Annotated in this window: 6 protein-coding genes and 1 pseudogene; 4 read left to right on the forward strand and 3 right to left on the reverse strand. The window is 68.9% G+C overall.

Translation table 11 applies throughout. The features are described from left to right. A pseudogene (locus NQ160_RS17830) lies at window positions 1-238 on the reverse strand (acyl-CoA dehydrogenase); the annotation flags it as partial. A gap of 233 nt (window positions 239-471) precedes the next feature. Between NQ160_RS17830 and NQ160_RS17835 the strand changes: the two are divergent. Beyond that, window positions 472-756, forward strand: coding sequence for a GlsB/YeaQ/YmgE family stress response membrane protein (locus NQ160_RS17835; RefSeq protein WP_257516479.1), 285 nt, complete (start codon window positions 472-474; stop codon window positions 754-756). Window positions 757-836: 80 nt separating this feature from the next. On the opposite strand, the gene NQ160_RS17840 is transcribed toward NQ160_RS17835, so the two are convergent. Beyond that, window positions 837-1,637 carry a helix-turn-helix transcriptional regulator gene (locus NQ160_RS17840; RefSeq protein WP_257516480.1) on the reverse strand — a complete coding sequence of 267 codons (801 nt, stop codon included), beginning with the start codon at window positions 1,635-1,637 and terminating at the stop codon, window positions 837-839. A gap of 106 nt (window positions 1,638-1,743) precedes the next feature. Between NQ160_RS17840 and NQ160_RS17845 the strand changes: the two genes are divergently transcribed. Then, window positions 1,744-2,421 (forward strand): hypothetical protein, encoded by a 678-nt coding sequence (locus tag NQ160_RS17845; protein WP_257516481.1) that lies wholly within the window; start codon window positions 1,744-1,746, stop codon window positions 2,419-2,421. A gap of 70 nt (window positions 2,422-2,491) precedes the next feature. Next, complete coding sequence (locus NQ160_RS17850) at window positions 2,492-3,343, forward strand: DUF72 domain-containing protein (protein WP_257516482.1); 852 nt, start codon at window positions 2,492-2,494, stop codon at window positions 3,341-3,343. A 47-nt stretch (window positions 3,344-3,390) separates the two neighbouring features. Here NQ160_RS17850 and NQ160_RS17855 read toward each other — a convergent pair whose 3' ends face one another. Continuing rightward, complete coding sequence (locus NQ160_RS17855; RefSeq protein ID WP_257516483.1) at window positions 3,391-4,875, reverse strand: lipase maturation factor family protein; 1,485 nt, start codon at window positions 4,873-4,875, stop codon at window positions 3,391-3,393. 179 nt (window positions 4,876-5,054) lie between these two features. On the opposite strand from NQ160_RS17855, the gene NQ160_RS17860 reads away from it, so the two are divergent. After that, the coding region (locus tag NQ160_RS17860; RefSeq protein ID WP_257516484.1) for a hypothetical protein at window positions 5,055-5,248 on the forward strand (194 nt) is incomplete at its 3' end.

Below are 5,248 nucleotides of genomic sequence, written 5' to 3' on the forward strand. Positions count from 1 at the left end.
AACCGGCGGGCAGGCGCACCTGACCGTCTTCGAGGCGTGCGCCGACGCGGTCGCCCGGCACTTCGAGCGGCGCGATGACGGAGGCGGCGAACTCGCCCGCGCCCGCGATGATGTCCGTCGCGTCCTCCGCGGTGAGTTCTCCGCCGGTGGCGCGCGCGACGAGGTCCTGACCGAAGGCGTCGGTGAAGAGGAACGCGTAGTCCTCGACGGGCGGCGTGTATGCGGACGCGTCAGCCATGACGGACTCCTGTGCTCGAGAGATGAAACTGGGGTTCAGTCTACGCGGCACTGGGTTTCACTCGGCGGCCGGGAACGCGCGCAGACCATAGCACGCTCGAGTTTTCGCCCCCAAGCGCGTGACACCACAGGCGGCGGGGTGGTGAAGTGAAGTCTTGTCATGATCGGCGGCATCCCGAGCACCGAACGGTGCCCGACCGAAACGCCCCACGGCGTTCAAGAAGAGGAGCAATCATGTTCGGTCTCATCATCAGCATCATCGTCATCGGCCTGATCGCCGGATTCATCGCCCGCGCCGTCGTCCCCGGCAAGCAGGACATGAGCCTGCTCATGACCATCGTCCTCGGAATCGTCGGCTCGTTCGTCGGCGGTTTCCTCGGCTTCCTGCTCTTCGGACAGGACGCAGCAGACGGCTTCTTCCAGCCCGCCGGCATCATCGGCTCCATCATCGGTGCGATCATCGCGCTGCTCGTCTACGGCCTGGTCAAGGGACGCAGCACCACTTCGCGCCGCCGCTGACCTGACGGTCGGCGCGCACGAGCCGCGCCGCAGCAGCGTCGAAGCGCCCCGCGTCCGTGCAGACGCGGGGCGCTTGGCGTCTAGGGCCGTAGGGCTTCGGTCTCGAGGGCAGCCTCGACTCGGTTGCTCACGCCGAGCTGCCGGTAGGCATTCTCGAGATGTTTGTCGACCGTGCGCGGCGCGATGTTGAGTATTCCCGCGACCTCCCTGTTAGTGAGCCCACGCGCCGCCAAGACGATCACCTCCCGCTCTCGCCGCGTCAGTGACCCCGCCGACGGGATGGCTGGGTGCACCCACTGGATCCGAGGCTGCGGGGTGATGACGACCGCCTCGTAGCCCACGCCGGAACCCCGTGCCCGACGGATGGCTGACGACACGTGTGGAGCCAGGAGACGCATCAGTTGTGATTCCCGCGGGCCGAAGTCCGCAGACGATCTGCTGAGGGTGAGACCGTGGGTCGCGCCGTCCTTGCTGTACAGCACCTGCGCGACCTGGTCCTCGATTCTGAGGTGACGAAGGCATGTGTCATAAGCCGGACTCGCATGCCACTCGCGTCGGGAGACGAGCTGCCGAAGCACCACAGTGTGAGAATCCGGTCGCATGGCGACGTGGGCGATGACCGGCGAATCGGCTGCCACAGCGCCGAAGTCGACCATTGCGGTGGATACGGCGCGCGGGTCGGGCCACACGACGTCCACCTGCGTGTACTCGCCGTTCAACGCCGTGAGCCGTGCCTCGTGGTAAATCGCGAGTTGGGCACCGACGAGGCGGACGAGGGCCGGCAACAGCTGCTCTTGCACCTCGGTCATGCGCGTGCATTCGGCCGCTGTCTGCGCCACGTTAAACGCCCGGCGCAGGTCGCCGACCGCGGTCGTTTCCATACGGACTCCCCGTACCCCCATCGGCACTACGCAGAATTGCGCATGGTGCCGCCCCCGCTGCCGCAGAACACTACTCCTGCGGGTACACGGGTGAAAGGTGAAGCGCATGCGTGCAGGGCGACAGGCGACGGTTGCCGCCGCGATGGGATTGCTGCTGATGACGACCGGATGCATTGGCGACCCGGTGACGCCACCCGCCCCACCAGACCCCACCGAGTCGACCGTGTCGCCCGAGCCGCTGCCCGAGCCGCTGCCCGACCCGCCCGCGCCGGACGACGCTCTCGTGATCAGTCAAGACGGTCTGGCGCAGTTCGCTTTCCATCGGGACGTGCTCGACCTCTCCGTCACCGAGGTGGAGGAGGTCCTCGGGACGTCGTTCCTCGCGCCTCAGACGGAGCATTGCTCTCTCGCCATCTGGGAGAGCGAGGGTGTCGCTGCGGCCGTGGACGCGGGGAGCAGCGGCATCATGGCCTTCGTGACGGACCGCAGCGACGTCGTCTCATCCGCCGGCATCCGCATCGGCGATTCGCTCGACGCCGTGATCGATGCCCACGGTGAAGAAGCACTCGAGGCTTACGAGCAACCCCTCACGCCGTCCGGCGGGATGGTCGTCGCGGTGGTCGATGACAGCGGAGCAACAGAAGGCAGTATGCATCTGGCTTACGAGCTTGGCCCTGACTCCCGTGTGGCGAGGATCCGCGGCGGATTCGCTCCCTACTCGCTCTACGCGGACTACTGCTCCGACGCGGCCGTCCGACCCGAGGCGACCGGATGGCCGCTCTAGCCGGCCTGCGCCGAACGGACACCGCGCCGTCGTTTCTAGGATGATCGTGCAGCGACGGAGGGAGGGCGGCATGGCGGGACGCGTCCGCGTGGGAATCTCGGGGTGGCGCTACCCGAGCTGGCGGGGCGATTTCTACCCGAAGGGGCTAGCCCAGGCCCGTGAGCTGCAGTACGTCGGCGAGCAGATGTCGACGCTCGAACTCAACGGGTCCTTCTACTCGCTGCAGCGCCCGACGAGCTATCAGCGGTGGCGTCAGGCCGTGCCCGAGGACTTCGTCTTCGCGGTGAAGGGTTCCCGCTACATCACCCACATGCTGCGGCTGCGGGGCATCGACGTGGCGCTGGCGAACTTCTTCGCCTCGGGCGTGCTGGCGCTGGGGGAGCAGCTCGGTCCCATCCTCTGGCAGCTGCCGGAGCGGGAGCAGTTCCACCCCGAGACGCTCGAGCATTTCCTCACTGCGCTGCCGCGCACGACGGGCGCGGCACGGGAGCTCGCGCGGCACCACGACAAGCGGCTCGACGGACGGGACTGGCTCGAGATCGAGAAGGACACCCCGATCCGGTACGCGTTCGAGCCCCGGTCGACCAGCTTCGAGGATGCCGCGGTCGCCCCCATCCTGCGCGACCACGATGTCGCCCTGGTCGTGGCCGACACCGCAGGCAGGTTCCCGGACTTCGGCGAGGTCACGGGATCGTTCGTGTACGTCCGCCTGCACGGCGCGGAGGATCTGTATACGAGCGGCTACACCGCCCCGCAGCTCGACGGCTGGGCCGCTCGCATCGCCGGGTGGACGAGTGGCGAGGCGACCCCGGACGGTGAACCCCGGGACGTGTATGTCTACTTCGACAACGACGCCCGCGGCCACGCGCCGCACGACGCGGTCGGCCTGGCGGGCCGGGTCGGCGACGCTCCGGCGGGGTAGCGCGCCGGCGCGGCATCCGCCCGCCCCCGACAGAGACCGCCGAGGCGTCAGCGCGACAGCGCCGACAGTGACAGCGGACGCACGAGCACCTGGCGGCGATCGCGCACCCAGCGCACACGATCGCGGCGGTACTCGGTGTGCGTGGCGAACCGGTAGCGGTACGACACCACGCGCACCCACGTCGGTCGCTCGCTGCCGAACGGCGCGCGCCGCAGCATCTTGAGCGTCGCGGCATCCGCTTCGAGCAGTCGCACCAGCAGCACCGTGAACCAGTCCTCGAGCGACCTGCCGAGAGGGAGGAACCACATCAGCCAGTCGAGCCGCAGGTGATAGGGCGCGTACTGGCGGGGGATGCGCCGCACGTCGCCGGGCTTGCCCTTGAACTCGTACTCGTGCCAGGTGGCCTCGCCCGGATCGGCATCCATCGTCGCCTCGATGACGTACTCGACGCGCGTCTTGGTCACAGCGCCGAACGCCCCGTACGCGTTGGCGAGCTGCCATCGGTTGAAGCTCGCGTTCATCAGCTGCCGGTGCGCGAAGAGGTTCCGCAGCGCCGGCCAGCTGATCACGACGTAGAGCACGCCCACGGCGCACGTGACCACCAGCCAGTACAGGGGCAGCCCGTCGATGATCCAGGGCGGGTCGGATGCCACGTCCGCGCCCCAGCCCGGCAGGGACACCGCCGAGAACCCCAGCACGATCGTCGCCCAGTTGAGCCATGCGAAGTTGCCGGTGAGGACGAGCCACAGCTGCGTCGCGATGACGACGGCGCCGGCGACCGTGCCGATGAGGGCCGGCACCGGACCCGGAATCCACAGTCCCAGGAGCGGAGCGAAGAGGAACCACGGCACCACCAGCTGCGAGAAGTGGTTCCCCACCACCTCGAGCTTGTGGAACCACCGGGGGAGCAGGTGCGCCTGCCGGCTGAGCGGTCCCGGCATCGGCTGCGTCTCGTGGTGGTACATCAGGGCAGTGAGGTCGCGCCACTCCCGCCCGCCGCGGATCTTGATCATGCCGGCGCCGAACTCCAGCCGGAACAGCAACCACCAGAAGAGCACGATCACCACCGTCGGCGGGGGCTGGTCGTTCGAACCGAGGAACGCCGCGAGGAACCCGGCCTCGAGCAGCAGCATCTCCCACCCGAACCCGTAGAACGTCTGGCCGATGCTCACCACCGACATATAGCCGAGCCACAGCAGCAGGAAGCACACCATCGGCACCCAGGGAGGTGCGAGCTGGGGGATTCCGGCCACGAGCGCCGCGCTCACGATCAGGCCCGCGACGCACAGGGCGGCGAGGCGGCGGTCGGTGTAGGGCACGCGGCGGAAGAGCGTCGGTCCCACCATGCGGGCGCGCCGGGGCGAGGCGGCCACCCAGCGCAGCAGGTCGGGCGCCGGCAGCAGCCCCCGCTCGCCGAGCAGCACGCGGAACTGGTTGAGCGACGACAGGAAGGCGACGAAGTACAGGGCGGCGATGCCCCGTTGCAGCACCTGCCGGGCGAGTTCGAAATCCACCGCCGCGAAACCCTGCATGACCCGACGCTACGACCGGCCGGATCGCGGTCGGAAGGGGTTGCGGGGCGGGCGGGCCCGCGTGAGGATAGCGCGCCGTCGCCGAAGAGGGAACCGCAGGAAACCGCCGCGCCGCATGCGGCAACATTCCAGGGCGGGGCGCAGCGGCATCCCGCACCCGCACGAGGAGAGGAGTCACCATGGACAACCGTGACGAGGAGAAGGTGCAGGGCGGCAGCACGAGCACCGAAGAGACCGACACGCTCTCCGGCGGCGAATACTCCCAGCAGCTCGACGACGCGACGCAGTCCGCCGACGAGGTGGTCTCGGAGCCCGACGACCGCTTCGACGGAGGCGTGGGTGACGGCGAGGGCACGGCCGCCGAGGCCGACGA

The organism is Microbacterium sp. zg.Y909, from assembly GCF_024626565.1.

What these genes read in the sequence shown, in the direction of transcription:
- NQ160_RS17845 (WP_257516481.1), top strand. Translation starts at nt 1,744, where the DNA reads ATGCGTGCAGGGCGACAGGCGACGGTTGCCGCCGCGATGGGATTGCTG.
- NQ160_RS17835 (WP_257516479.1), top strand. Translation starts at nt 472, where the DNA reads ATGTTCGGTCTCATCATCAGCATCATCGTCATCGGCCTGATCGCCGGA.
- NQ160_RS17855 (WP_257516483.1), bottom strand. Translation starts at nt 4,875, where the DNA reads ATGCAGGGTTTCGCGGCGGTGGATTTCGAACTCGCCCGGCAGGTGCTG.
- NQ160_RS17850 (WP_257516482.1), top strand. Translation starts at nt 2,492, where the DNA reads ATGGCGGGACGCGTCCGCGTGGGAATCTCGGGGTGGCGCTACCCGAGC.
- NQ160_RS17840 (WP_257516480.1), bottom strand. Translation starts at nt 1,637, where the DNA reads ATGGAAACGACCGCGGTCGGCGACCTGCGCCGGGCGTTTAACGTGGCG.